The organism is Acinetobacter sp. 251-1, assembly GCF_030329305.1.
GTDB lineage: Bacteria > Pseudomonadota > Gammaproteobacteria > Pseudomonadales > Moraxellaceae > Acinetobacter > Acinetobacter piscicola_A.
This window is the reverse complement of sequence record NZ_JACANS010000008.1, coordinates 77,479-104,466: the sequence shown is the minus strand read 5'-3', so window position 1 is coordinate 104,466 and position 26,988 is coordinate 77,479. Positions and strand designations below refer to the sequence as shown.

Annotated in this window: 25 protein-coding genes; 11 read left to right on the top strand and 14 right to left on the bottom strand. The window is 38.6% G+C overall.

Annotated features, from left to right (window positions below; genetic code table 11):
• Nucleotides 1-73: 73 nt before the first annotated feature.
• A complete protein-coding gene (locus tag HX129_RS08245; RefSeq protein WP_130074334.1) occupies nt 74-949 on the bottom strand; it encodes an acyl-CoA thioesterase in 876 nt (291 codons plus the stop codon).
• A gap of 286 nt (nt 950-1,235) precedes the next feature.
• Between HX129_RS08245 and plsB the strand changes: the two genes are divergently transcribed.
• The 3 genes from plsB (at nt 1,236) to HX129_RS08230 (ending at nt 4,792) form a co-directional block, all read left to right on the top strand.
• The gene (gene plsB, locus HX129_RS08240; RefSeq protein ID WP_130074333.1) at nt 1,236-3,821 is read left to right on the top strand and encodes a glycerol-3-phosphate 1-O-acyltransferase PlsB; all 2,586 of its coding nucleotides are present in this window, start codon (nt 1,236-1,238) and stop codon (nt 3,819-3,821) included.
• Between the two features lie 97 nt (nt 3,822-3,918).
• Nucleotides 3,919-4,443 (top strand): SMI1/KNR4 family protein, encoded by a 525-nt coding sequence (locus tag HX129_RS08235; RefSeq protein ID WP_130074332.1) that lies wholly within the window; start codon nt 3,919-3,921, stop codon nt 4,441-4,443.
• An 82-nt stretch (nt 4,444-4,525) separates the two neighbouring features.
• Entirely contained in the window at nt 4,526-4,792 is a 267-nt protein-coding gene (locus HX129_RS08230; RefSeq protein ID WP_286434838.1) for a hypothetical protein, read from the top strand.
• Between the two features lie 19 nt (nt 4,793-4,811).
• On the opposite strand, the gene HX129_RS08225 is transcribed toward HX129_RS08230, so the two are convergent.
• Nucleotides 4,812-5,324 carry an alpha-ketoglutarate-dependent dioxygenase AlkB gene (locus HX129_RS08225; protein ID WP_130074330.1) on the bottom strand — a complete coding sequence of 171 codons (513 nt, stop codon included), beginning with the start codon at nt 5,322-5,324 and terminating at the stop codon, nt 4,812-4,814.
• Between the two features lie 75 nt (nt 5,325-5,399).
• Complete coding sequence (locus HX129_RS08220) at nt 5,400-6,152, bottom strand: NAD(P)H-binding protein (RefSeq protein WP_130074329.1); 753 nt, start codon at nt 6,150-6,152, stop codon at nt 5,400-5,402.
• Nucleotides 6,153-6,211: 59 nt separating this feature from the next.
• On the opposite strand from HX129_RS08220, the gene recG reads away from it, so the two are divergent.
• A complete protein-coding gene (recG, locus tag HX129_RS08215; RefSeq protein WP_286434840.1) occupies nt 6,212-8,257 on the top strand; it encodes an ATP-dependent DNA helicase RecG in 2,046 nt (681 codons plus the stop codon).
• A 276-nt stretch (nt 8,258-8,533) separates the two neighbouring features.
• The gene (locus tag HX129_RS08210) at nt 8,534-9,169 is read left to right on the top strand and encodes a ComF family protein (protein WP_286434841.1); all 636 of its coding nucleotides are present in this window, start codon (nt 8,534-8,536) and stop codon (nt 9,167-9,169) included.
• 53 nt (nt 9,170-9,222) lie between these two features.
• Here HX129_RS08210 and HX129_RS08205 read toward each other — a convergent pair whose 3' ends face one another.
• Both HX129_RS08205 and HX129_RS08200 read right to left on the bottom strand, forming a co-directional pair.
• Nucleotides 9,223-9,615, bottom strand: a complete 393-nt coding sequence (locus tag HX129_RS08205) for an NUDIX hydrolase (RefSeq protein ID WP_286434842.1) — start codon at nt 9,613-9,615, stop codon at nt 9,223-9,225.
• Between the two features lie 75 nt (nt 9,616-9,690).
• Nucleotides 9,691-10,308 (bottom strand): LOG family protein, encoded by a 618-nt coding sequence (locus HX129_RS08200; protein WP_286434843.1) that lies wholly within the window; start codon nt 10,306-10,308, stop codon nt 9,691-9,693.
• A 155-nt stretch (nt 10,309-10,463) separates the two neighbouring features.
• Here HX129_RS08200 and HX129_RS08195 point away from each other — a divergent pair, with 155 nt between their 5' ends.
• A complete protein-coding gene (locus HX129_RS08195; RefSeq protein WP_286434844.1) occupies nt 10,464-11,477 on the top strand; it encodes a CorA family divalent cation transporter in 1,014 nt (337 codons plus the stop codon).
• A 159-nt stretch (nt 11,478-11,636) separates the two neighbouring features.
• Here HX129_RS08195 and HX129_RS08190 read toward each other — a convergent pair whose 3' ends face one another.
• From HX129_RS08190 to HX129_RS08165, 6 genes are all read right to left on the bottom strand, one after another.
• Entirely contained in the window at nt 11,637-11,924 is a 288-nt protein-coding gene (locus tag HX129_RS08190) for an STAS domain-containing protein (protein WP_130074323.1), read from the bottom strand.
• 21 nt (nt 11,925-11,945) lie between these two features.
• Nucleotides 11,946-12,578 (bottom strand): MlaC/ttg2D family ABC transporter substrate-binding protein, encoded by a 633-nt coding sequence (locus HX129_RS08185; RefSeq protein WP_130074322.1) that lies wholly within the window; start codon nt 12,576-12,578, stop codon nt 11,946-11,948.
• A gap of 22 nt (nt 12,579-12,600) precedes the next feature.
• Nucleotides 12,601-13,278, bottom strand: coding sequence for an outer membrane lipid asymmetry maintenance protein MlaD (gene mlaD / locus HX129_RS08180; RefSeq protein ID WP_286434845.1), 678 nt, complete (start codon nt 13,276-13,278; stop codon nt 12,601-12,603).
• The gene (gene mlaE, locus HX129_RS08175; protein ID WP_130074320.1) at nt 13,278-14,057 is read right to left on the bottom strand and encodes a lipid asymmetry maintenance ABC transporter permease subunit MlaE; all 780 of its coding nucleotides are present in this window, start codon (nt 14,055-14,057) and stop codon (nt 13,278-13,280) included. The genes mlaD and mlaE overlap by 1 nt, the downstream gene beginning before the upstream one ends.
• Nucleotides 14,054-14,872: an ABC transporter ATP-binding protein gene (locus HX129_RS08170; protein WP_130074319.1), complete on the bottom strand. Its 819-nt coding sequence runs from the start codon at nt 14,870-14,872 to the stop codon at nt 14,054-14,056. Before HX129_RS08170 ends, mlaE begins: the two co-directional genes overlap by 4 nt.
• Before the next feature lie 409 nt (nt 14,873-15,281).
• Entirely contained in the window at nt 15,282-17,096 is a 1,815-nt protein-coding gene (locus HX129_RS08165) for a DEAD/DEAH box helicase (protein WP_286436143.1), read from the bottom strand.
• Nucleotides 17,097-17,522: 426 nt separating this feature from the next.
• On the opposite strand from HX129_RS08165, the gene HX129_RS08160 reads away from it, so the two are divergent.
• The gene (locus tag HX129_RS08160) at nt 17,523-17,948 is read left to right on the top strand and encodes a zinc ABC transporter substrate-binding protein (protein WP_286434847.1); all 426 of its coding nucleotides are present in this window, start codon (nt 17,523-17,525) and stop codon (nt 17,946-17,948) included.
• 55 nt (nt 17,949-18,003) lie between these two features.
• On the opposite strand, the gene HX129_RS08155 is transcribed toward HX129_RS08160, so the two are convergent.
• Both HX129_RS08155 and dxs read right to left on the bottom strand, forming a co-directional pair.
• Nucleotides 18,004-18,834 carry an inositol monophosphatase family protein gene (locus HX129_RS08155; RefSeq protein ID WP_174493389.1) on the bottom strand — a complete coding sequence of 277 codons (831 nt, stop codon included), beginning with the start codon at nt 18,832-18,834 and terminating at the stop codon, nt 18,004-18,006.
• A 140-nt stretch (nt 18,835-18,974) separates the two neighbouring features.
• Nucleotides 18,975-20,879: a 1-deoxy-D-xylulose-5-phosphate synthase gene (gene dxs / locus HX129_RS08150; RefSeq protein ID WP_286434848.1), complete on the bottom strand. Its 1,905-nt coding sequence runs from the start codon at nt 20,877-20,879 to the stop codon at nt 18,975-18,977.
• 317 nt (nt 20,880-21,196) lie between these two features.
• Between dxs and ribA the strand changes: the two genes are divergently transcribed.
• The 4 genes from ribA to aroE all read left to right on the top strand — a co-directional run bounded on the left by ribA (nt 21,197) and on the right by aroE (nt 24,500).
• Nucleotides 21,197-21,799 carry a GTP cyclohydrolase II gene (ribA, locus tag HX129_RS08145; RefSeq protein WP_130074314.1) on the top strand — a complete coding sequence of 201 codons (603 nt, stop codon included), beginning with the start codon at nt 21,197-21,199 and terminating at the stop codon, nt 21,797-21,799.
• Between the two features lie 418 nt (nt 21,800-22,217).
• Nucleotides 22,218-23,159 carry an oxygen-dependent coproporphyrinogen oxidase gene (gene hemF, locus HX129_RS08140; protein ID WP_286434849.1) on the top strand — a complete coding sequence of 314 codons (942 nt, stop codon included), beginning with the start codon at nt 22,218-22,220 and terminating at the stop codon, nt 23,157-23,159.
• Nucleotides 23,160-23,405: 246 nt separating this feature from the next.
• Entirely contained in the window at nt 23,406-23,612 is a 207-nt protein-coding gene (locus HX129_RS08135) for a hypothetical protein (protein WP_130074312.1), read from the top strand.
• A 99-nt stretch (nt 23,613-23,711) separates the two neighbouring features.
• The gene (gene aroE / locus HX129_RS08130) at nt 23,712-24,500 is read left to right on the top strand and encodes a shikimate dehydrogenase (RefSeq protein ID WP_174493392.1); all 789 of its coding nucleotides are present in this window, start codon (nt 23,712-23,714) and stop codon (nt 24,498-24,500) included.
• A 64-nt stretch (nt 24,501-24,564) separates the two neighbouring features.
• On the opposite strand, the gene HX129_RS08125 is transcribed toward aroE, so the two are convergent.
• Nucleotides 24,565-26,910, bottom strand: coding sequence for a hypothetical protein (locus HX129_RS08125; RefSeq protein ID WP_286434850.1), 2,346 nt, complete (start codon nt 26,908-26,910; stop codon nt 24,565-24,567).
• Nucleotides 26,911-26,988 lie beyond the last annotated feature (78 nt).

The window sequence follows — 26,988 nt, the reverse complement described above, 5'->3', positions numbered from 1 at the left end:
TGTTGCACTAAAAACACAAAAGCCATCAAAAATTGATGGCTCTTTATATATTTTTATAAATAAAATAAAAAACTTAACGTTGCTCGATTTCACGCATACGCATCAAGCCTTCTTGCACTGTGCTACAGACCAATTCACCATTTTGCCACATACGTCCATGATTCAAACCACGAGAACTTGCAGTCACCGTTGCATCCATGTCATATAACATCCATTCATCAGCTTTGACTGGTTTATGGAAATAAATTGCATGATCAATACTGGCAATCTGAATACTTGGACTTAAATACGTCATTCCGTGTGGACGTAATGCTGTCACCATAAAGGAATAATCTGAGTAAAATGCCACAATTGACTGGTTTAAAGCCACATCATCTGCAAGTTGTTGTGGCAGCTTTTCATAGGTTTTCATATAAAATGCATTTAATGGCGCTTCAGGTTGTGGCTGAAATGGATTACCGATATTAATCGGTTTAATTTCTACCTGACGTGGGCGCATAAATGCTGCACGAATATTTTCAGGAATAAAACTGATTAAATTTTCTTTTAATTCTTGTTCCGATTTCAACTCATTAGGCGCTGGATAATCAGGTTCAGCAACTTGATAGTTCAAACCTTCTTCAGGGGTAGCAAAGGACACCATCGCTGAAAAAATGGTACGTCCATGCTGTATAGCACGCACTTGGCGACTTAAAAAGCTTTTACCATCACGCAGTTTATCAACTTCATAAATAATCGGGGCATTAATATCGCCCCCATAAAGAAAATAGGCATGCATCGAATGTGCAGGACGGTCTGCGGTATAAGATGCTGCACGCAATGCCTGACCCAGCACTTGACCACCAAAGACACGCTTACCCACAAGGTTACGACTTTGCCCACGAAAAATATGTTCTTCAAGCTTTTCCAGTGTAAGTAAATCTACGAGATCTTGGGTTAAAGCATTCATATAAAACCTATTCTTATTTGGGCTATAGTGAAGTAAAATTCCACATTGGCCTGAAACTTTAGATAATAGTGGTTATTCTGCCATAATTTCAGAGTGATTTACTAAAGTTTCATAAACAATGTCGTCACTTATTTTTTTGTTATAATTCTTAAAAATACGATTTTTAACGATAAAATTGCATACGATCGTCATGATTTATTAGAAAATGACATATTGTTTAATGGCAATTTTTTAATATTTAATGGGTTTTGACCCAATACAATATGTCTAGGTGCTAGGAGTAAATATGTCCAAGAATGGTTTTGGTCAAATGTATCGTCGGCTTTCCAGTAAGCTACTTGACCTTGTGGTCACACCACATGTTCTTGGAGAGGTTCCTACCCCAGAGACTCCCCTCTTAGCCCATGAAAATAACCAAGAGCTTGCTGTAACACCTCCCACAAAAGTTGTGTGTTACGTTTTACAAAATTATTCACGTAGTAATGCGTTAGTTGTAGATGCGGAAACACGCCGTTTAAATTTACAACCTGCACTCGACCCGATTCAACTTGAAAGTCAAAAAGAAAAAGCCGCTGTTATATTTTTACAAAATAATGATGATGTACAGTTTTTAGGACAGCACAGCCATGCTTTTCCACCTCGTCTTGTACGTTTAATTGACTTTATTGAACAACATCCTGACGTGAATGTTGAACTGATTCCAGTGACTGTGTTATGGGGACGTTCACCTGATAAAGAAGATTCATTATTTAAACTTCTATTTACAGATACATGGGCAACACCAAGTAAAGTGAAGCAGTTGGTGAATATAGGCGTGCATGGTCGTCAATCCTTTATTGAATTCCATGAAGCAAAATCTTTACGTAGCTTAGTGAACTATGCAAAAGAACAGCATCCAAATGTTTCTCCTGTTACTTATATTGTCAATCAACTGAATGATTATTTAGACCGTCAGCGTGAAGTGGTACTTGGTCCTGACTTATCAGATCGCCGTAACGTGATGCAATCTTTAATCAAATCACCCGATGTACAGGATGCCATTCGTAAAGAAAGTATCCGCTCAAAGATTAGTATGATTGAAGCAGAGCGCAAAGCGGTTGGTTTTGTCAATGAAATTGCATCTGACTATTCTGCATCAACGGTTCGTTTTGCAGAAAGAGCTTTAACACGTCTATGGACGCAGTTATATGACGGTGTAGAAGTTCATAACTTCAGTACAGTACGAGAGTTGGTTAAAGACTATGAAGTCATTTATACCCCATGCCACCGTAGTCATATCGATTACTTACTGCTGTCTTATGTGATCTATAAACGTGGCTTGATGGTGCCATATATTGCAGCAGGTGATAACCTCAATATGCCATTTGTTGGGCAAATTTTACGTGGTGGCGGTGCATTCTTTATTCGTCGTTCATTCCGTGGGAATGCGCTTTATACATCTGTATTCAAAGAATATTTATTTAATATTTTATCACGCAATACCCCATTAGAATACTTCATCGAAGGTGGTCGCTCACGTACTGGTCGTTTATTGCCACCGAAAACAGGGATGTTAGCCATGACAGTACATGGCCATTTACGTGAAAAAGCCAAACCGATTGTCTTTATTCCAACCTATATCGGTTATGAGCGTTTGATGGAAGGTGCGACCTACGTCGGCGAAATGAATGGTAAGGCTAAAGAATCTGAATCGATCTGGGGTATTATTCAAACCCTGAAAAAGATTGAGCGTATCTTTGGACGTGTACATGTCAATTTCGGTGAACCTGTTTTCTTGGATGATTTACTGAAACAACACGGCGCAGATCAGATCAAAATTGAACACAATGACGATCCGATTCCGCAAGAAATTTCCAATGCGGTCAATAGTTCTGCCAATGCGATTCTGGAAAATATCAACCGTGCCGTGGTGATCAATCCTGTTTCGTTATTGTCACTGATTTTATTAGCGACACCGAAACACACGCTTGATGAAGGTATTTGTGTTAAACAGCTCGATACGTATCGCAATTTGCTGACTGCAATTCCGTATGACGGTCGTACTCAAGTTACCCCTCTTTCGGGCAAAGAAATTATTGCTTATGGTCTAAAACTGAAATTAATTAAACGTGTTCAACACGTACTTGGCGATATTATTGCGATTGAAGACAATCAGGCTGTTTTACTGACTTATTTCCGTAATAACATTTTACATGCCTTTGTTTTACCTTCACTTATTGCTGCATTGGTTGAGCATAATGGGAAAATCAGTAAGGCTGATTTGCTCAATGTGATTCGTACGCTTTATCCATTCTTAAAAGCTGAATTATTCTTGAAATGGAAAGACAGTGAAATCAAAGCGCAAGTAGAAGAGTATGTAAATGCGCTAGCCGAAGCGAATTTGATTTTTGTCGATGATGAAGATTTTATCTACTGCCCTGTGCCAAACTCGGAAGATCATAATCAGCTTGCTGTATTGGCTGCACCTGTACGTCAAAGTCTTGAGCGTTATTACATGACTCTGGCTTTGATCACGCAACGTGGTTCTGGCAATATTTCAATTCGTCAGGTTGAAGAATTGAGCCATTTGGTCGGTCAGCGTTTGTCTGTGTTGTATGAGTTCAACTCACCTGAGTTTTTTGATAAGGCGTTGTTCCAAAGCTTTGTGAAAGTGTTGACTGAACAAGGTTATATCAAGACCAATGAAGACAATGCGATTGTATTTGATGCGCAATTCCGTAATGTTGCACAATATGCCAACTTGGTGTTGGATGATGTGACTTTGCAAATGTTGCAACATATCACGTCATTTACTGATGATGAGTTAAAAGAGGCGCTAGATGCTTTAGCTGCACAACAAGCGAAGAAGCGTTTGAAACGGAAGAAGAAGTAATTTTTTTGCGTTCCCTCTCCTCTTCAGAGGAGGGGGTTTAAAAGTAAAGTTTAGAAATATTGTTTTTATGATCAGAAACTTGAATTGAGAATTTTATATGGAAATTAATATATTTACAGATTATGGTGAAGTTGATCAAAAAATTATTGAAAATTATGCTGAAAAATTAGGATTTAAATTTCCAAAATCTTATATAGAACTTTTAAGAAAACATAATGCACTTAGACCATCCGACAATTTTTTTGAAATTTTTGATGAAAATAATAATAGCATAGCAGGAGGCAGTATCTACTTTTATGGTTTCGGTTATGAAGATTTTGAAATTTGGGATGATGAAGATCGCTTACGATATCAAAATTCTATAAAAAGCTACGATGCGATAGAATTAAATCAACCCGATGAGTGTATGTATAAAAATATGATTGTATTTGCTCAATGCGCCAATGGTGATTACATTGCGTTTGATTACAATCCTAATTTAAATTCTAATAATCCTAAAATCGTATTTCTATCACATGATGAATTCACGAAAGATATAGATGAAGAATATAAAATGTTAGCAGTGACTATTGCTAATGATTTTGAGTCATTTATGTCTTTATTAAAGAAAGATGATTTTTAAATAACTCAAAAAACAATATGGTATATCATAAATTTTTTTTACAAAGAAAGTTTCCAAATCTTTCAGTAAATTGCTGATTATCTTGAAAAAACTATCAGAACCGATTAAATCCATTTTTCATCTTTATTGCCATATAGAAGATTATGGAATATATGAATTACACAAGGCTGTTAAAGCCCCAACTTGGGCCATTGATATCTTTACGATTAAAAAGCAAATTATTGAAATTCTAGAAAATCCTGCAGAGTATATGGAAAGTATTCATAAACTGACAGGAAATGAATTTGATACACATAAAGAATTAAAAGAATGGCTCATTACAATTAAAAATGTGATTTTGTCTGTATAATTTTTAGATATCACATATTTTACAAAATCTTCCTAAACGTCAAACTCATTCTCGCCTGATTAGTTGCAAATTTAGGAATAGCATGTTGCCATTCTTTCTGTATACTTTGAGTCATATAAAGCAGACTTCCTGAAGCCAATAAATACTCTTTGTTAATTTCAGGATGACTTATTTTTCTAAATTTCAACATTCGCTCACTACCTAAAGACACGATCGCAACACCTGTTTGAGGGTACAGAATATCTGTTTGATCAGAGTGCCATCCCATACGTGCCTGACCATTTTCATAAAAATTAATCAAACAATTATTCGGCTCAAAACCCAGTACATTTTCAATCTGAACAATTAACGGTTTTAACTCCTCTAAAAAAGTCACTTCAGGATAAGACATTTGAGAATAATTATAAGCCTTACCAAAACTTGCCGTTTTACGCGCGGTCATGCGACTATCCCATACAATTTTATGACTTAAAACCTCGAATAATTTTTGTGGGTCTTCTATAAAGTTATCAATATAAAGAATATCTTTCATTTTCTTATAAACACTTGAATCTAATCATTATGAAATATCACTATAACAAGTTTAATGCTCAAACTTAAATCCTGATTAATCTAATCTCCCCGCAAAAATCCTCTTCCCCGTTTCCCTATCACTCTCCAAAACCAACTCAGGCAACCCCATCTCACGTTGAATCTTTAAAATTTTCTCATGCAAAGGCTGAGGATGATTATCGGTACAAATATATGATTTTTCAGGATGTTCCACGTGAAGCAAACGCGCTAAGAAATTGGCAAGATCATCAATATGAATCCGATTTGACCAATGAATATTCGGATAAGTTTTTGTTATTTGAGCAATTTTCACCATTCTTTCAGATGAAATCCCATAAATCCCTGTCGGACGTACAATTACACATTCATTTGGATAAGCCTGTTGCCATAAAGCTTCCATTTTTAACAGCAAATGACCTTGTTCATCACTAGGGATCGTTGGCGAATCATCATTGATGATTTCACCATTATTCTCACCATACACACGTGTAGATGACACCACGATAATTTTCTTTACAGGATGATCTTTTAAAGCATTTACAATGGGTTTTACAGAATCCACATAAGTGTGCGTGTAAGCTTCCACAGAACTTAAAGTGCTATTTCGAGATGGTGCAAGTAACACATAAACCGCATCGACAGGTTTGATTTGCGATAAATCGAGCTGATGAATGTCTTGAATCAAATGTTCAGCAAAATCATCCTCTTTCGCGCTACGGCTCACTGTGGTAATTTGGTGATCTTGTTGAAATAATTGTTTAGCAACACGCTGCGATGTTTTACCATAACCGATAAATAGAATATGCATCAAACCACCTATTCGTAAAACTGATCAATCAAGATCACTAGAACCTAAGTTGAGGGGACATGGCTGCCGTCCATCAATTGCAAGGGGTTGGCAATGCCGCCGCTGCTTTACTTGAAAAACTGAATATTTTCACAACAGATGATCTGCTGTTTCATTTACCACGTGACTATGAAGATCGTAGCACGATCATCCCGATGAACCAATTACAGGTTGGGCGTAGCTACCTCATGGAAGGCGTGGTCAAATCGATTGATATGCCACCCGGAAAGCGTAAGTCGATGGCGATTCTGTTACAGGATGATTTCGGCAAAGTCACCTTACGTTTTTATCATATTTATAAAGCCTTGATGGATCGTGCCAAAGCAGGCAACCGTTTAAGAATCTTTGGTGAAGTTCGAGTCGGCGCACGTGGTTTAGAGTTATATCATCCTGAAATACAGCTCATCACCGAACATACGCCTTTACCACAAACTGAACTCACGGCAATTTACCCTGCGACCGAAGGCTTGACGCAACCTAAACTGCGTGACTATGTCAAACAAGCACTGAACCATCATGCCGATGATTTACCTGAGCTATTGCCTGAGAAATTTACCAATGGCTACGCTATGAAACAGGCGCTTGAATATATTCACCATCCTCCTGTCGATGCCAATATGTTGCAACTGTCACAAGGTTCACACCCTGCACAGCAACGGCTGATTTTTGAAGAATTGGTGGCACACCAAATCAGTTTATTGACTCGTCGTGCTTATATTCAGCAAATTTCAGCACCATCATTTTCACCAAGTAAAACTTTTGCCAAACAACTTTTGGCAAGTTTGCCTTTTGAAATGACAGGTGCACAAAAGCGTGTGTCGAATGAAATTGCCAAAGATTTAAAACAAAACAAACCGATGTTACGCCTTGTTCAAGGTGATGTCGGCGCAGGAAAAACCTTAGTTGCAGGTGTTGCCGCCTGTCATGCTCTGGAAGAAGGTTGGCAAGTTGCCTTGATGGCACCGACTGAAATTTTAGCCGAACAGCATTATCTAAATTTTAAGAAATGGTTTGAGCCACTGGGTTTAAATGTGTCATGGCTTTCAGGCAAGCAAAAAGGCAAAGCACGTACAGCAGCAGAACAGACTATTAAAGAAGGTACGGCGAATGTCATCGTCGGGACACATGCGTTGTTTCAGGACAATGTCGAATTTGCCAAACTCGGTTTAGTCATCATTGATGAACAACATCGTTTTGGGGTCGATCAGCGTTTAGCCCTGCGCAACAAAGGTCAGGACAACACCACGCCACATCAATTGGTGATGACCGCAACACCGATCCCACGAACTTTGGCAATGTCTGCTTATGGCGACTTAGATACCTCAGTGATTGATGAACTCCCTCCCGGACGTACTCCAATTCAAACCGTGACCATCCCCCTTGATCGTCGCGAAGAAGTTTTACAACGTATTGCCAAAAACTGTGCCGAAGGTAAACAGGCGTATTGGGTCTGCACGTTGGTTGAGCAGTCTGAAACTTTGGATGCACAAGCGGCTGAAGCCACGTATGCAGAAATTAAAGAGCGTTTTCCTGAACTGAATATTGGACTTGTGCATGGCAAAATGAAAGCCGATGAAAAGCAATCTGTGATGCAACAATTTAAGGACAATGAATTACAGTTACTCATTGCAACCACAGTGATTGAAGTCGGTGTAGACGTTCCAAATGCCTCCATTATGGTCATTGAAAATGCTGAACGTTTAGGACTTTCACAACTACATCAACTCCGTGGGCGTGTTGGGCGTGGTGCAACAGCAAGTTTCTGTGCGCTTCTTTATAAAAATCCGCTGTCGCAAAATGGGCAGGAGCGTTTACGCATCATGCGTGAAACCAATGATGGTTTTATCATTGCCGAAAAAGATTTGGAAATACGGGGTCCGGGTGAATTACTTGGAACCAAACAGACAGGAGATATGGGTTTTCGTGTCGCCAAACTGGAAAGAGATGATCATTTGCTCAATCAAGCGCATCATGTCGCTCAACAAGTGCTAAAAGACTATCCTGAAAATGCAGAAGCATTACTGAAAAGATGGTTACCTGAAGCACCTAGATATGCGTATGTTTAAATACCTCTTTACAAAATAAAAGAAAAAATCACAAAGGAATTTGCTATCGCGTTAGGCGACATGGATGTCGCCGTTGGGCAAGGGCATCATGGACGTGCCCTTTGCCCAACAAAGAGGTTTTGTTACTTTTGTCCAGTCAAAAGTAAAGAATTGCCTACACAAATTCATTTAAACTTTTCACTGTAAATTAAGGCAGTGCAAACCTTAAATTTATATTACCCAACTTTGATTGAATGGTATTAGAATCAATATTCAAAAATAAAAAAGAACAAAAACATGCTCCAATTTATCAACCAAATACTCTACAAAGGCATACAAAGCATTTCTCCTTGCCTACTTTGCGGTATCGACCGTCAGCAACAGCATTCACTCTGCAATGATTGCTGGGAAAAACTTCCGTGGTTTAAACAACATACTATACGCCATGAACAAAATATCCTTTGCGCACATCACTATAATTTTCCAATCAATCGCATTATTCAAACCTATAAATACGAACAACAACTGCAATATCAAAACTTACTTGCTCACAGTCTTTTAAATTTAAGACTTCCAAAAGTCCAAGCCATCGTGCCCATGCCAATTTCTACAGAACGCTTAAAAGATCGTGGCTATAACCAAATGCTGCTCATTGCCAAAATTATGGCAAGAGAACTCAAAGTCCCTGTCTGGCAACCTGTGATTCGTGCAGCACAACATTCACAAAAAGGTTTAAGTCGGATTGAACGACTAGAAAATATTGAAAACCAATTTCAAATCATCCCCGCTGAAAAACGAAAATATAAAAAAGTATTGATTATTGATGATGTAGTGACGACAGGAAGTTCAATTCATGCACTCAACCAAGCACTAGAAAAATTAGGTTGTCAGCAGATTTATAATGTATGTATCGCTGTTGCTGGAACAAAATAGCCCTCTCTGCCTTTGAAAGATGAGAAGCATTGCTTCACAAGTAAAGAGGGTACTTAGCCAAGATTCTCCCTACACCACGGAATCACGACTTCATTGGTTAATGGAGCAAGCCAAGTTGGATCTTCATCCAAAGCAATCCATTTCATCTCTGCAATTTCAGCATCAATTTTCGGCGCTTGATCTAAGGTGACGTGATAAACATAGCTCACCAATTGATGCCCTGCTTCATTGGCTGCACGCGTTTCAAAACGACCAATAAATTGCTGAATATTTGCTTTTGTACCAATTTCCTCTGCAATCTCACGCAACATGGTGTGTTCAGGTGCTTCATTTTCTTCTAACTTACCACCCACCTGCATAAAGAAGTCAGTATTTTTCTTTCGAACCAACAGCAATTGATTTTGATCATTTAAAATAATGGCAGCAGCAACAGTAATAACGTTCATGATGACTAAAAATAAAAAAACACAATATATTGTGTTTTAGATAAATGCAAAATGTAAATAATCGCTGTGTTTTAATTAGTCAAATTTTTTATCTGCGTCATCCAATTTAACCAATTCTTCACGGTCTTTTACCCCCCATTTGGCTTCAGGTGCTTGATAATTTTCAAATTTCAATAAAATTTCATCCAAAGCATCGGAATAGATCAATTGATCTGTAAACCTTGCTTTAGAAAAACCTTTATCCGTGGTCAATTGGATAAATTTTAATAAGTCATCATAAAAACCTTCGACATTTAAAAATGCACACGGCTTTAAATGAATCCCAAGTTGTGCCCATGTCCATTGTTCAAAAATTTCTTCGACTGTACCTGCACCACCCGGCAATGCAATAAATGCATCCGCAAGTTCAGACATTTTCGTTTTACGTTCATGCATATTCTTTACAATATATAATTCAGTTAAATGTGGATGTGCAAGTTCTCGCTCAACCAAACCTTCTGGAATCACCCCAATGACTTTGCCACCAACCGCTAAAGCACTATCTGCAATAATCCCCATTAGGCCAGAACGTGCACCACCATAGACTAATGTTTTACCTTGATTGGCGATTGTTTCGCCAGTCAGTTTTGCAGTAGCTGCAAAAATTGGATCTGTACCAAGAGATGAGCCACAAAAAATTGCAATAGAATTCATGAATTTAACCTATTTTAAATTTTATTATGCAACAATTGTAAAATGTATCACAATTTTTTTTTACAAAAGAGCAATGTAATCCGTGTTTTTACTGAAATCCTTGTCTAAAATACACGCATTGATTGAACACTACAGCGCAAGGAAGAAAAGACACTATGCTTGAAGCCTTTTACGCCACTGAGCGCGGTAGCTTGGAAGATGCCACCATTAATGGTGGATTTGATCTATATCCTGAACTGGTCTGGATTGATCTTATTGCACCCTCACAAGAAGAACAAGAATGGGTTTTAGATGCTTATGAGCAAAATTTTCCAACGCTAAAATCATTGGAAGACATTTCATCATCTGCTCGATTTTATCGTGATGATGATGGGATTTTGCATATCAGTACTTATTTTTTAACGAAAAATAAAAATTATCAAGTTGAAGATGATCCTGAAGACTCATCCAACATGCTTGCCAATGTACAAACGGTTGCTTTTATTTTACATAAAGATCGTTTATTTACTTTGCGTGGCGAAAAACTTGTTGCTTTCCGTGCTTTCCGTGCACGTGCACGCCGTAATGACTACGATATTGACTACAAAGATCCAACTTGGATTTTATTGGGTTTACTCGAAGCCAAATTAGATGAACTTGCGGATATCTTAGAAGATGTCCACAAGGACTTAGAACTATATTCAACCGAAGTACTCAATGTACGTCATCGTGAACAAATTTTAGATTTGGATGACATGATTACTCGCTTAGCACAAAAAGAGGACATGATCGGAAAAGCACAACTCTGTCTCATCGACTTACGCCGAGTTTTGACCTTTCTTTCTCGTCCTCGTGCTTTGGGCAGTCATATTTATGATGCAGATATTCGAGAGCTCAGTGAAGATGTTCGCTCATTGGTTGAACATGATGCTTTCTTGTTTCAAAAAGTTCGATTCCTACTCGATACAACGTCAGGATTCATTAACACCGAACAGAATGATACGATTCGTCGATTCTCGATTCTACCTAGTATGCTTGCACCTCCGATGCTCATTGCCAGTATTTATGGAATGAACACTGAAGTTTTACCTTTTGCTCATGGTACAACGAGTTTTTATGTGGTCATTAGTATTTTGATTGCATTCTTTGTTGGACCACTGATTTACTTTAGATGGAAAAAATGGATTTGAGCAAGCTTTGAAGCATTTCTTCAAAGCGAAGCGCAAAAAACACACCGAATCTACAATCCTGTTAGTATGTTTTTACATCTATTCTATAAAGCAAACTTCAAAATGCTACAGTTGTAAAAGAAAAGCACCTTTCGGTGCTTTTCTTTTTACTTTAATAATTTAAATCAATTTTAAATCATCTTGTAAATGACAGGCTTGAATGATCTTCATCATTTTTTCAGGAACAGCTTTAAATTGTAAGCCTTGCGTATTTGGTGTATGGCGTAACCATTGCACTAAAACAGACAAAGCTAAGGTACTACCATGTTCCAACTGCGATAAATTTACAGTCATTGGAAATGTTTTCTCAGCCTGAATGATTTTCAAACCATTTAAATAATAGTTTTCAGCATTCTCATAAGCGATCTTACCACTTACATGTAATTCCTGATTTTTAAATTCAATCACTCACGACCACCTATCTTGATCTTACTTTTTATTAACTGCTGCATCTGCATCTGGTTCAAATGTCGCAATCGCTTTGTCAATATTACCGCCATTACGTTTCACATTTGCAGCAAACTGATTACGGAATTGCAAACCTAAATCAATGCCTGAAACATTGATGTTACGGATTTTCCATTGTGAACCATGATCAGCCAACTGGAATGACACAGGAATTTTTTCGCCTTTATTATTAAAGTCGATGGTCACTACAGGATTCTTACTATTCGTTGCTTTAAATGGGCGCATGGTGTACGTTTGATTGGTATATTTAGCAAAAGCTGAACCATAATTTTCAATCAATGTATTACGGAAATTTTGCTCAAACTTAGCACGTTGTGCCGCATTACTATACTGATTGGTCGCATAAGTACCCATCACAATACGTGTAAATGCTTGACCATCTACGTACGGATCAAGATTCTGACGTACAATTGCTTTTACTGCTGCAGGGTTATTTTGCAGTTTTGCATGATCTGTTTTTAAACGTGTAATCAAACCATCTGCAACACGTTTCACAAATGCTGATGGTGCTTCTGCAGGGGCTGCATTCGCAGCAGTTGCCAACATAGTTGCCAATACTGTTGCTGTAAAAGTTTGTTTCATTAAAATATTCATCTTTCAATATTTCCTCTAATGCTTATTCAACAAAAGATGTTTGAGCATCTGTCGTTTCATTTGATGCAGGTGCGTCTTGTGAACCTGATGCACCCTCTGATGATTTCCCTGCACCACCAGTAATAAATTTCGAAATAAGGTCTTCCAGATCCATTGTACCTTGGGTATTTGTGACACTTTCACCGCGTTTTACATAGTTTAAACCACCACCAGGAACAATTTTGAGGTATTTCTCACCTAAAAGACCATTGGTTGCAACCATTATGTAAGCATCTTCATCAATACTGGTAATGGATTTCATGTTACTCAATAGTTGCTGTTCCATTTCTTTTTGTTTCTTTACATCAGCAGCTTGATAATCTGAGCTATAACGCAATTCTTCTAACGCATTTTGCTGTACTGTTTTTAATTGCGCTGGGCTAAAACTGGTTAATGAACCATCAAGATCAAATTTTACAGTCGCTAAACGTGTGACAGGGTCTAAAGAAATAGATTCAACTTGACCAATTTTCACACCGCTCATGGTCACTTTGGCACGTGGTTTTAAACCATTTACATTGTCAAAGGTTGCAGTCATGCTATAACTATCTTTCAGCGTGTTGCCAACTAAGCCACTCACTTTCATCGCCAAGAAAAATAAAGCAATACCGAAGACGATGACAAAAACACCTACGGTCAACTCACTTGTACGTGATTTCACTAAACACCTCCGAACATGACCGCAGTCAACACAAAATCAAAACCTAATACACATAATGATGAATACACGACTGTACGTGTTGTCGATGTTGCAATACCTTCTGATGTTGGCTCACAAGCATAACCTTGATATACCGCAATCCATGTACAAATTAAGGCAAAAACTAAACTTTTAATAATCGTGCCATTGAGTACATCTTTGTAAAATTGGGTACTACTCATGATGCCACTCCAATAAGAGCCTTCATCTGCCCCCAAAAAGTCAACACCGACCATTTTACCACCCATGATTCCAATCGCAGCAAAAATCACAGACAGCATCGGTAAACTAATAATACCTGCCCACAAACGTGGAGAAACCACACGTTTTAATGGATCTACACCAATCATTTCCATACTAGACAGCTGTTCTGTCGCTTTCATCAAACCAATTTCAGCCGTTAATGCTGAACCTGCTCGACCCGCAAATAGCAGCGCTGCAACCACAGGTGCTAATTCACGTAACAACGTCAATGCAACAGCCGCACCCAACATCGCTTCACTACCAAAAGTGACCAAGATGTTATACATCTGCAAGCCAAGTACTGCACCGATAAACAAGCCCGATACAGCAATGATCAAGAAGGATAAAACACCGACTCGATACATTTGATAAATAAAAAGTTTCACACCTAAAATCGTAGGCATTGAAAATAAGACACGTAACAACATTTGAGTTGCAACGCCTATGCCTTGAATACGTTCTAAAACACGTCTACCCAATAAGGCAATTGCATTCATGAAATGACCTCATTGCTTAAATAGGCTTGATGGCTAAATTGATAATCAACAGGACCTTCAACCGATCCTGTCAGGAACTGACGTACAAATGGCGATGCATGTTCACGCAATTGTGCAGGTGTCCCCTCGCCTTGTACTTTCCCTTCAGCAACCACATAAATATAGTCTGCAATAGATAAAGTTTCATCCACATCATGTGAAACAATAATCGTGGTTAAATCCAAAGCTTCACGTAATGAACGAATTAAACGGGTGAGTACCCCCATCACAATCGGATCTTGTCCTGCAAACGGTTCGTCATACATAATTAAATCAGGGTCTAATGCAATCGCACGAGCTAACGCAACACGGCGATTCATCCCGCCTGATAGCTCCGCTGGCATCAACTTCTCTGCACCACGTAAACCGACAGATTCTAATTTTAAAGCGACAATTTCAGCGATTAAATTTTCTGGTAATTTTGTATGTGCTCGAATGGGAAAGGCAACATTTTCATATACGGACATATCTGTAAATAATGCACCGCTTTGGAATAACATGCCCATACGTGCGCGCGCTGCAAATAATTCACTTCGAGACATTGTAGCAATATTCTGACCATCGAGTAATATTTCACCTTGATCTGGTGTTAATTGTCCACCGATCAAACGCAGTAATGTGGTCTTTCCTGTGCCAGATGGCCCCATAATTGCGGTAATTTGTCCACGACGAATTTTTAAATTTACATTGTCATATATGACACGCTCCCCTCTCTTAAAGCTTAGATTTTTAACGTCAATTAAAGCTTGAGCATCGGGATATAATTGATTATTCATAGCTGAACGTTTTCCTGCATTCATCAGCTCGCATACTATACGCTGAAATCAAATTTTTTGTTGTAATTAAAGATAAAGAACGTATTGTATTTTTCAAATAAGAATTTGGAAACGATATTTTTATAAGAACATTGCAATGAGATTTTATTTATTCTTTCACTCATTCAAAGTATTCATGGTTATTTAAACCAAACTACTATAAATAAAATACACAATGTTGGAAATCAATAGAATCGAAAAAATATATAACATAATTTCCCCATAACTTTCTTTAATCACAGTACTGACCTAGCGTTGAATTTGTCATACTATAGCATAAATGTGATAAGAATCACAAATATTAAAATAAAAGCAAAAGAAATAGACATAAAAAAACCAGCATAAATGCTGGTTTTTAGATCTATAGGTCTTAGTCGTTAAATTTACGACGACGATCACCGCCTTCACGACGTGGTTGATCTTCACCGAATGAACGCTTAGGACGGTCATCACCAAAAGAGCGTTGTGGACGATCACCATTAAACTCACGACGTGGACGATCTTCACCAAATGAACGCTTAGGACGATCACCGAAGCTACCTTCACGACGTGGTTTGTAATCTACACGATTACCACGGTTGTCATCATTTGAGTCAAAACGTGGTTTATCATTGAAACCACCTTCACGACGTGGGCGATCATTGCTGAACTCGCGACGTGGACGGTCTTCAAAACCACCTTCACGACGTGGACGATCATTATTGAACTCACGACGTGGACGGTCTTCAAAACCACCTTCACGACGTGGGCGATCGTTGTTGAACTCGCGACGTGGACGGTCTTCACCACCGAATGAACGTTTTGGACGATCTTCGCCATAAGATGGACGATCACCACGTGGTTTATCATCGAAGCTACGACGTGGACGGTCTTCACCACCTTCACGGCGTTTGAAGTTAGATTCGCCTTCAAAACGGCGACCGCCATCACGACCACGACCGCTACCAAAGCCACGACCACCATCACGACGACCGCCACCATTGCGACCACGACCATCACGGCTACCGCGTGCAGGCGGTGGAGATGGCTCTAAACCTTCAATTTCAGAAACATCTAAACGAGTTTCTAAATAGTCTTCTAAAGCACGAATTTTGCCACGCTCACGATAAGTCGCCAAAGTAATCGCTTTACCTGTACGACCTGCACGACCTGTACGACCAATACGGTGTACATAGTCTTCGTTTTTCATTGGAAGACCGAAGTTGATCACGTGAGAAATCGTTGGTACGTCTAAACCACGTGCTGCTACATCAGTTGCAACTAAGATTTTTGCACGACCTTCACGGATTGAACGTAAACGACGGTTACGTACAGTTTGTGGCATTGCACCATGAAGCGCAACAACAGATAAACCCGCTTCTGTTAACTCTTCAGCAAGCATGTCTGTGTCTTCTTGTGTAGACGCAAATACAACGGCTTGATCCAAATCTTCTTCATTTAACCAATGGGTAAGCAATTTTTTCTTATGCTCAAAACCATCAGTCCAATGTAAAGTTTGGGTAATGTCAGTATTAGTAGAATGACCTGTTTCAATTGCAATACGTTCAGGATCATTCATCATGCGTTCAGCAAGGTTAATGATACGTGGTGCAAATGTTGCAGAGAACATTAATGTTTGTTTACGGTTAGCAGCTAAGTCGCTAATTGCTTCTAGGTCTTCAGAGAAACCTAAATCCAGCATACGGTCAGCTTCATCCACAATTAAAGAATCAACTTTATCAAGTTTGATTTGACGACGGTTTACAAGATCAAGTAAACGACCTGGAGTCGCAACAACAACTTGCGCACCTTTTAATTGTTGGATTTGTTTACCAAATGGCATACCCCCCATGATTGCAGCAATACGAACACCTTTCATGTGACGTACAAATGCAATTGCGTCTTGACATACTTGTTGTGCAAGTTCACGCGTTGGAGAGATCACCAAAATATTTGGTTGTGTTACTGCTTTCATACGTTCTTTAAAAGGAACAAAAGTGTCTTGTCCTGCTAAAGCGTTTAATGTAGGCAGTAAAAATGCAGCAGTTTTACCAGAACCCGTTTGGCTAGATACTAAAAGATCTTTACCTTCTAAAGCCGCTGGAATTGATTGTTCTTGAACAGGAGTAGGTGTAGTAAAACCAAGAGATTCGAGTGCTTTATGTAATGACTCGTCTAAAGGAAAATCAGCAAAAGTTTTGCTCATAGAGATATTCACCCCGAATGTGGGTGCTCCATTAAAAATATGGTCTGATGGACATCGGCAAAAAGCGGCACAGCAATTATCGCTGAAAATATAGAATCAGCGGCGATCCGAGAACGACGATGCGTATAACGCACATTTGATTACAGCCGCAACCTGAAGGAATCGCTTAAGCGATTGGGTGGGGCGCGAAATATTGTCCTCTCTTGGACCGGACGCGCATACACAATATAGAAGAGAATGTTCAGGTAATGAACGAAATTTAGTGCGTGGGCGGAGTATAGCAGAATTTAAAATAATGTCACGAAGTTTTATTGTTTTTTCCTGTGAAAAATGTCACCCTACCAATCGTCATAACATTAGCAATAAACATTATCTACATAAAGCCTTTATACTCATTAAAAATAACCCTATCGATGAGTTTTCTAAATGAATAAACAAGAATTACTCAATGAGATACAAAAGCTAGAATTTCCAAACACCGACTTTATTATCGTTGGTGGAGGTGCTTTAGTCATCAGAAATCTTCGAGAAACTTCTGACCTTGATATTGTCGTAACCGCTGAATTATTTGAAAAACTAAAAAAAGATCATCAATGGAGTTATACAATTCGCCCAAACGGCAAACCAAAACTCTTTAAAGATTTCATTGAAGTTTATCTTGATGTAAATACGGACGATTTCCAAAGAAACACATCACAGTTATTTGAACATGCAGACATTTTCAACCAAATACAATTTATTGATTTACAAACATTAATGCAGTTAAAGCAAAGTTATGGAAGAGAGAAAGACCTTCACGATATTGAACTTATTCAGACTTATCTTGCTACTCAAAAAATGAAATATGCATAAAAAAAGCCCTCATTCACATGAAGGCTTTTCAAAACTCAAACTACAAAAGCATAAATTACTTCGCAGCTTCACCCCAAGCAGGAACAACTTGTTGCATCAGTGGTTTTAACATTTTCATCGAACATGCGATCACTTGACCGTTTTCCATAGAATCAGAACCACCACGCGCATCAACCACTGTACCGCCCGCTTCTTTCACGATCAACTCGCCTGCTGCGATATCCCAAGGTTTCAAACCAAGTTCAAAGTAACCATCTAAACGACCAGCAGCAACATAAGCTAAATCCAATGCAGCAGAACCTGCACGGCGGTATTGCGCGCCTGCTTCAGTTACGTTTAACAATGATTCAAAATGGTTTTTCGCATAAGAAACCACTTCACCATTACGAATTTTACGGTAAGCATGACCTACGCCCATGAACGTATTTTCAAGGCTGTCTTTCACGTTTACACGGATACGGCGTTGGTTCAACATTGCACCGCGACCACGGCTTGCAGAGAATAGCTCATCTTTCACAGGGTCATAAATAACACCGTGTTGAGTAATTCCTTTATGTTGAACTGCGATAGAGACACAGAAATGAGGGAAGCCATTGATAAAGTTTAAAGTACCATCAAGCGGATCGATCACCCAACACCAATCGGCATCGTGACCTTTACCTTCTTGCATACCAAACTCTTCACCAAGGAAGCTGTGATTTTTATAACTTTTACGAAGAGTATCAATCGTCAATTGCTCGATGTAACGATCTACACGAGTCACAGGACCATCAATACCTTTTTCTTCGACTTGTAGATCGAGTTTATGACGATTTTGATGCGCTTTTAAAAGCTCTTGACCAACTAATTGAGCCGCACGCGCAGCCATCACCACCATAGGTTCCATTGAACACCCACTACAAATTTGAAGATACTGATAAAGAATAATGCATAAAAGCGCCGACATTTTAACAAATATCGACGCTTTTGGGGAAATTTTGTTTCTAAAATTTTACATTTTCAAATTTAGAAAAAATCTATCATATTTTAAACAGGTTGCGTAAGCTTTAACCAAGCCTGTTCAATTGAGTTCTGAATGCCGTTGGCATCCAAACCACAATCTTGCAACATTTCAGCATGCGTCGCTTGAGGTAAGAACTCATCAGGTAGACCTAAATTCAAAATAGGTTTAACAATTTGTGCTTGAGCAAGGAGCTCATTAACTGCACTACCCGCACCCGCCATTACCGCATGTTCTTCTACAGTGACAAATAAATGAGTTTTATCCGCTAAGTCACAAATGATTTGTTCATCCAATGGTTTTACAAAACGCATATTCACCACGCGAACTGCGATATGCAACTGAGTAGCAAGTTGTTTTGCAGATTCAATTGCAGGCTGAACACGACTACCAAAAGCTAGAATGCTAATGCCTCCTTCATACTCGGTATTAAACTCAGCAACAATTTCAGCTTTACCAATTTCAAGTTCAGTGAGTTGTTGTTGAATCTCGACACCTAAGCCATTCCCACGTGGGTAACGAACTGCTGTTGGACCTTTGTGTAGATAGGCTGTATGCAGCATTTGACGACATTCATTTTCGTCTTTTGGTGCCATGATCACCATATTTGGTACAGTGCGCATATAGGCATAATCATATGCGCCTGCATGTGTAGGGCCATCTTCACCCACCAATCCAGCACGGTCGATGCCAAACGTCACATCCAAATTTTGCAACGCTACATCATGAATCAACTGGTCATAACCACGTTGTAAGAATGTTGAATAAATTGCAACAACGGGTTTTAAACCTTCACATGCCATACCTGCTGCCAAAGTCACAGCATGCTGTTCTGCAATCGCAACATCAAAATAACGTTCAGGAAATTGTTGTGCGAACTTGACCATGCCTGAACCTTCACACATTGCAGGTGTGATGGCGAGTAATTTGTCATCTTGGGCAGCTTCATCACATAACCATTGCCCAAATACATCTGAGTACTTTGGTGCAGTGGTTTTAGAGGGTGCTGTATTTATTTTACTAATTGCATGATATTTAATTTGATCTGCTTCCGCAGGTGCAAAGCCTTTACCTTTCACTGTATAGATGTGAATTAGACGAGGACCTTTACGTTTTTTCAGTGCATTAAACACTTGTACCAATTGTTCGACATCATGACCATCAAACGGTCCAAAATAGTCAAATCCAATGGCTTTAAATAAGTTATCGGCTGCATCTGTTGCAGATTCATGCAAACGTGAGTTGTAATCCCATTCAGGACAGTCTTGCACAAATGCCTGGCCGTGTTCATCAATATTGATAAACTGACCCTGTTCCCAAATTGAAGCAAGGTGCTTTGCAAAACCACCTGTGCTTTGGGAAATTGACATATCATTGTCGTTCAAGACCACCATCAAATCTGCATTGTGGGCAACCGCATCATTCATGGCTTCAAAAGCCATTCCTGCCGTCATTGCACCATCACCGACAATAGCAACCACTTCGCGAGCTTCTTTTTGATAACGACTGGCCAAAGCCATCCCCAAGCCTGCTGAAATAGCAGTGGATGAATGACCGACACCAAAGGTGTCAAATTCAGATTCTTCACGTGCAGGAAAAGCGGCTAAACCATCTTTAGAGCGAATTGTCGTCAGTTGTTCACGGCGACCTGTTAAGGCTTTATGTGGATAGGCTTGATGCCCTACATCCCAAACTAAACGGTCTTTCGGTGTTTCAAAACAATAATGTAGTGCAACCGACAACTCGATTACACCCAAATTTGCACCAAAATGCCCGCCACTTTGACCAGCAGCATACAAAATAAATTGACGCAATTCGTCTGCGACCTGTGCCAATTGGCTTTGCTCAAGTTGACGTAATTGTTGAGGATAATGGATCCCATCCAACAATGGCGTTACAGGACGTTGACTAGGTATTTCAGTATACAACATATGTGGCAAAGCCTTCTAAAGCCTGGCAAATCTAAGCGAGGTACACGGGTTAGCATGATTGAGAAATCGAATCATATCACATTCGATCAGCCACATTTATAATGATGCGTCATTGAATTCAATCCAATGATGCAAGTATGTTCATGATCGTGATTATCCTGAATAATCTATCTCTAGATCAACTATTATTGTCTGCTTTATACAAAAAAGAAAATTTTATCGCAAAGTTATCTATAAAAACTTGTTTGACAATTCTACCAATGTCCAAGCATTACGCTATACTTTAGTCAATTTCTAAACAAAAAATGGAAAATTCTGTGCCAATAGCGTTTGTTGCCACTTCAAAATTACCTACTGCTTATGGTGATTTTAAAATTTCTGTATTTCAGGATCCTCAGACGGGCGAAGAGCATGTTGCTCTTTCTAAAGGTTTGGAAAATGCGCCTTCTGAACCCGTTTTAGTTCGTATTCATTCCGAATGTTTAACGGGCGATGCCTTCGGTTCTTTAAAATGTGATTGTGGCCCACAACTGCATAACACCATGAAAATGATGAATGACGCAGGTCAAGGCGTGATTTTATATTTACGTCAGGAAGGTCGTGGTATTGGTTTGACCAATAAAATCCGTGCTTATGCTTTGCAAGATCAAGGACATGACACTGTAGATGCCAACTTGCTGTTAAATCTACCTGCCGATGCACGGACTTATGAAATGTGTAGCATCATGCTCGATCATTTACAGGTTAAACACGTCAAACTCATTACCAATAATCCTTTGAAATTAAAGGCGTTAACTGATCTTGGCATTGATGTCATTGATCGTGTACCCTTGACCGTAGGCTTAAATGAATTTAATGCAGATTATTTAAAAACCAAACATGATCGTATGTCACATATGTATGATAAAGATGATTTTTAACTACTAGCGACTTTAAAAGCCATTTCATTTAAAAATTAGAGATTAAGCAAATAAAATTCACTTCCATTTTATTTGCTTCCTAACTTTTTATTTAACGATGAGTCAGCGAGTGAATATCGCAACACCAAAACTAAAACAATTCGTTGAGATATTAATAGCATTTAAATAACACGCTGTGATTGAGTAAATGGCTTTTCATATATAAAACATCAGCGTTACAGAAATGAAATAACATCAAAACAAATGCTTAAACTGTATGCATGATGCATATAAAATTTATGTTAAATTCGCTATTTATTTCACTGACCCACACGACAAAAAAGAAATCAGTCAAAAGCCTTACTTTTTTTATGGTTTTGTGTTTTTATATACTCAATACAGCATTTTTTGAATTCAAATCTTCCCAATGAGGGTCATCATGCAGAATCCAACTTCAGCTGATATTCAGCGTGTCCGTGAATTTCTCCTCGACTTACAAGCCCGTATCTGTGCAGGCTTAGAAACTCGTGAACTTGAAAGCGGTGGTACAGCAACATTTGAAATCGATGAATGGGAACGTCCAGAAGGTGGCGGTGGTCGTTCACGTGTTTTACAAAATGGTACGGTAATTGAAAAAGGCGGTGTGATGTTCTCACACATTAACATTTCAAAACTACCTGCTTCTGCAACAGAACGCCATCCACAAATTGCAGGTGCAAAAGCCCAAGCACTCGGTGTGTCTTTAGTGATTCATCCTAAAAATCCAAATGTCCCAACCTCTCATGCCAATGTACGTTTATTTGTCGCTGAACCTGAAGGACAAGATCCGATTTGGTGGTTTGGTGGTGGTTTTGACTTAACGCCATTTTATCCCAACGATGAAGATGTTTTAGCGTGGCATCAAAAAGCCTCTGATCTATGCGCCCCTTTTGGTGAAAATGTGTATGCTGAACATAAAAAATGGTGTGATGACTATTTCTATTTAAAACATCGTGATGAGCAACGTGGTGTAGGTGGATTATTCTTCGATGACTTAAATCAATGGGATTTCGAGAAATGTTTTGAATATATCCAAGCGGTCGGTAATGGTTATTTAGAAGCAATCTTACCTATTTTCCAAAAACGTCAAAATCAACCATTTACCAAAGCGCAACGTGATTTCCAATTGTATCGCCGTGGTCGCTATGTTGAATATAATTTAGTGTATGACCGTGGAACACTGTTCGGCTTACAAACAGGTGGCCGCATTGAGTCGATTCTCGTCAGTATGCCACCGCTTGCAGCATGGTCATATCGTCCCGAATGGGATGAAGATTCAGCAGAAAAACGCTTAACCGACTATTATTTAAAACCTAAAGATTGGCTTGCTGAATTAAAATAATTTTGATGCCAAATATAAACAGAAATCTCTTTAAGGTTTCTGTTTATGCTTGTAATGCGCTCTATTTTTGATTTCATTCTTACAAAACACACGCATATCCACATAGTTTGTCACACTTTCACTACGCCTTTGCCATCTTTTCATGCTGAAATGGCGTACACTAAAACTCACACCTAATCCCACGACATGGACAGCAAAATCAATTTTTATTTGCTATTTTGTATGCCCTACACTCAGGAAGTTGAGATGCAGACAAAACGTATTAACCTTAACTGTGCGGTATTTTGCATACTTTTCATTGCCCTCATGAGTGCGATCAGCACAGTGATTTTTTCTGAAAAGCCCTTGAATGATCATTTTGGTTTTAGCCTGATGTTCTTTGCAATTATCGGTTTATGTTTAAATATGTCTTATATTTTTATGAACACGATTCGAGATATTTGTAACCCATAATTTTTTAGTCTTTTCAATGTTCTTGTTGAGATTTAGGCTTTAGAGCAATGCGTTTTTGACGTATATTAAGCCCTCATTTTAGCCCAAGGATGTTGCAACATGCGCAAACAGTTTGCCGTTATTGGTAATCCTATCGAACAATCTCGCTCCCCTGAACTTCATCATGCTTTTGCTGAAAAAACAGGAATTGCACTCGATTATGTCAAACGTTTTGCGCCTTTAGATGGTTTTGAAGACAGTGTTCAGGCTTTTTTTGCAGATCATGGCAAAGGCATGAATGTCACTGTACCATTTAAAGAACAAGCTTTTGCCTTATGTCAGCATCTTTCTGAACGTGCAAAAATTGCGAAAGCCGTCAACACTTTATGGATGGAAAATGGCGAACTGCATGGCGACAACACGGATGGGCAAGGTCTAGTCGAAGCCATTCAGGCACTCGATTGGACATTAGACCAGACCTCAATTTTAATCATTGGTGCAGGTGGTGCGACCCGTGGCGTGATTTATCCATTGGTACAAGCTGGTGTAAAAAAAATAGTCATTGCCAATCGTACTCTTGCACGTGCTGAGCAATTAATTGCTGATCTACAAGATGCAGTTCCTGAGGCAACATTATCTGCCTGCGCTTTAGATGATCTCAATGGACAATTTGACATTGTCATCAATGCAACCTCAGCAAGCCTTTCTGGTGATGCTTTGGTTTTACCAGAAAGTTTACAGTTTAATGCAGCTTATGAAATGGCATATGGCAAAGCTTCAAGCTTTTTAGACCAAGCCAAAGCACGTGGTGTCGCAACTTCTGAAGGTTTTGGCATGTTGGTTGGGCAAGCGGTAGAAGCATTTTATATTTGGCATGGGGTGAAGCCGAATATTAAAGATTTTCTCTAAAAAATTGTTTGGATTTTTAATAAAAAGAACCTCCGTAGAGGTTCTTTTTACAGCATTTAAAATTTTATTTTAAATTTGCATCGCTCAAGGCAATGTAGGTTTCTTTAAATAGTGCATAATCAATAAATTCCACTGAATTCTCAGTTAAATTTGCAATAACATTGTCTTTAAACTTATTATTTTTCAATGCCACATAGGCTTTACCCAGCGTCTTTACCGTTTTCTTAAACTCATCTTGTTGCAATGCCTCAAGACCATTTTCTTGCTCAAATTTTTCTGCATAATAATGTGCAAATACGGCTTCTGTGGTCTTGTATTTCTTCAACAATTGCTGCATTTCAATCACGCTTTTTTGTGCCGTCATTGCTGCAACCACAACATCATCAACATCATTACCTAAATCATGGTCAAACTGCTCATCTTCTTCTAAATGATGCTTTTTCTTTAAAGCCTCAATGTGTTTTAAAGCTTGCCCTTTCGGATTGTAAATATCTTCATCGCTGTAAGAATAAGCATATACGGCAGCAATCTCTTGTAAATCTTGTGCAGAATACTGTTTTACAATCTGTGCTGAATCATGCGTAAGTTTGGCAATAAATACGGCCTTATAGGTTTTTTCATAAGACTGTGTTTGTTGATAAACTTTATTGGCTAACTGCTGTAATGAGTCAGAGAAATCAATGACTTTACCTTCTTCTGAGGCTTTTCCAAAGCCGCCAAACAATTTTTGCATTGGGCTGCCTTTAAAGACTTCTTGGAATGACTTGGCTTGATTTAAACTTTGACGATCAATTTTGTTCGCATTGCCATAATTTTTAAACTGCATATCAAATTTGACATTTAATTTACGTTGAAAATCATCTAAGTCATAGTTTAAATCATAGTCTGCTTTGACCATGCGTCCCTTTTCATCGAGTGAAACATCTATAATAAAAGGGTTACGCTTTTCTTGCGAAACTAAAACGGCATCAATCTCTTTTTGATTCTCTAGCCACAATTGCTTAAATTGCTGTGCAGTAACCAATTCATCTTTTGAACCCAATGATGCAAATTTTTCAGTTAATGCCTTATTCTTTTCAGATAACTGCATTTCGACCAAAGACGGTGCTGAAGTCGCTTCAAAGACATCTATGTCATAAGCATACTGACAATAAGTTACATCACCGATTCGTAAGTTTGTTTTATTTTGTGTTAAATCTTCACATTGTTGTGAAGTCAATAATACACCTTCTTCAGATTCCTCATCTGTTTGTGCTGACGCTTCCTCATCTTCTTCACTACTCGCCATCGCATCTGCAGCTGTTGCATCCATTGCAGCCGCTACCGCAGCATCAGCCGCTGCTGTTGCTGTTTCTGCTGTTGCGATGTCGTCATCTTCATCAGAAATATCTAAAACCGTTTTATTCACTGCTTCATAGAGTTTATACATCGCAGCAGTGGCTTCATCACGCTCCTCTTCTGCCGCATGCTCAGCCTCTGCTTCTGCAACCGCTTGTGCAGCTAAGTTTTCAATTGCTGACTGTTCTGCCGCTGCTGCATCTATGCCAAAGACAGCATGCATTAAATAATCACGATTGACCGTGCCATATAAACTTGCCTGTAAGAAAAACTCTTCAACACTGCCATTTAAACGAATTTTTTCAACAATCCCTTGCTGCTTTTCAGCCGTACTCACACGTAAATTTTGTACTTGCTTTGGGTCAGCCAAAACATAGCTTGTCGCACTTGATTGTTTTAAAAATTCAATCAGTGCCTTATTGTTTACTTTCGAAATTTGATCTTTATATTTTGAAAAATCTAAATAAGCATACTTATCTTGATCTTGTGGATTTGCCAAATAAGGCATCAATGAAAAAATTTGGGTATAAAATTTATAATCACTAAAATCAATCACTGTCGGAATTCGTACTGCAACCAATAAGTTCGGTTTTTTATACTGCGATGACAGATTAAGTGACGCTATTTTTTGCCGATAATTGACTGTCCCGTCATACTGAATATTTAAATCATTCAGCATACTTTCAACAAAACTTGAACCTTTCCCCAATACATCCGACAGGGAGGATACATCTTGCTTGGCAAGACTTTGATATAAAGCTTGCTGATCTTCATGTGTTAATTTGATCTGTTGTGCTTTTAAATACTGATCTAATTTTCTTTTAATCTCAGCATCTAAACTTAACTCTGGATTGGCATAAGTGTTTGTTTTTACATCCTGACTTTGAGCTAAATTGACCTTGACCTGACCTGAATAATCAAAACTTGGATACTCATAAATTGCGTTTAACGCCTGTGTTGCACGTATAGATGACGTTATATCTGATTGGTTAGGATTGGTTTTAATGACATGAGATGAACATGCACCCAAACTCAAACTAAAAAGACTTAAAGTTAAATATTTTAATCGCATAAGATTGTCTAACACCTTGAATAATTATAATTACCAATAGCAATATTTAAAATAATATTTTAAAAATTGATTAAAACT